Here is a 1,082-nt window from a genome sequence, read left to right as displayed (position 1 = left end):
GCCAAATAGGGACAAGAATGGAGGCATGGAGAGCAGAGTAATATTAATACAACACTGGGGCTTCCTCTGCTGTATGGCCAGTGTAGTGGCCAATTTAACTTGACCACTACAGTTTAAATTGGGGCTGTAAGGCGGGAGGTAATGAAGCTCAATATTAAGCTCTTTTGCTTTATTCTTTACGACTTGTGCTCGGTGATAACCTGCACCATCTAAAATTAAATGAATTCGCTTATCACTGCCGTTATACGCTCTTATCTCCTCGAAAAAATACTGAATAGTTTCACCATTCACTTTATCGTAACGCTTCACTTGAGCGGCAGCTAAGTCATTCAAATCAATTGCACCAACTAGATTTAATCGAGTCCGGCTACCCGTTGTTTCTATCGCTTTGTCATGCCCTGTTTTTATCCAGCCACAACTTACTTTTGTCGCTTGAGTTGGATGCATAGCATCCATAAACAATATAGGCTCATCAACTACTTCAGACTTTAACTTAGTGTACTTCTCAATAAAATCGGCTTGCTTTTTTTCATCAAACTTATGAGGGACGCCTTTAGGGTATTTGTAGCTAAAGTTATGCTGATGAAGCCATTTATTTAAACCTGGAATAGAGAAGCGCAGCCCATGGTTTCTCCATATGTACTGAAAATATGAATAAGATTAGGATAAATGATGCTTATGTTTCATTAACGACAAGAGAAAAGGACATTCTACAGTTGATCATTGCAGGGAAACGTAACTTAAAGATTGCTGACGAGCTTTGTATTGCGATGCGGACAGTCGAGGTGCATAGGTCTAATTTACTAAAAAAGTTTTCAGCTAAAACAGTTGCAGAGTTAGCTTATATTTATGGCCAATGTTGTCAACCCTAAAACGTTTAGGTCATTAATAAGTGACATTACAATAAAGACAAAACCCAGGGCCAGATCGTGAACGTTATTTGAGCGATTTCAGATGAATATTGACCTGCTCACGTGCTTGTGATCTTATGCTCCTTTTTCAGGAGTCATATTATGTATACCGAATCATTCAAGCAGCATTTTAGTGCCATTGACGACCACCGCCAAAGTGCAAAAGTCACC

General features: G+C 39.4%; 1 protein-coding gene and 1 pseudogene. One reads left to right on the top strand and one right to left on the bottom strand.

The features are described 5' to 3' along the window. Nucleotides 1–111 precede the first annotated feature (111 nt). Nucleotides 112–639: pseudogene (locus HNW13_RS23425) on the bottom strand (IS630 family transposase); the annotation flags it as partial. A gap of 11 nt (nt 640–650) precedes the next feature. Between HNW13_RS23425 and HNW13_RS23420 the strand changes: the two are divergent. Beyond that, nucleotides 651–872: a LuxR C-terminal-related transcriptional regulator gene (locus HNW13_RS23420; RefSeq protein WP_208062973.1), complete on the top strand. Its 222-nt coding sequence runs from the start codon at nt 651–653 to the stop codon at nt 870–872. Nucleotides 873–1,082: the final 210 nt, after the last annotated feature.

The sequence above is a fragment of the Shewanella sp. BF02_Schw genome (genome assembly GCF_014596695.2).
Taxonomy (GTDB): Bacteria; Pseudomonadota; Gammaproteobacteria; order Enterobacterales; family Shewanellaceae; genus Shewanella.
The sequence above is the reverse complement of the archived record's forward strand: the minus strand, read 5'-3'. Positions and strand labels throughout refer to the sequence as shown.

Coding starts and splice junctions, on each gene's coding strand:
- HNW13_RS23420 (WP_208062973.1), top strand. CDS start 651: ATGAATAAGATTAGGATAAATGATGCTTATGTTTCATTAACGACAAGA.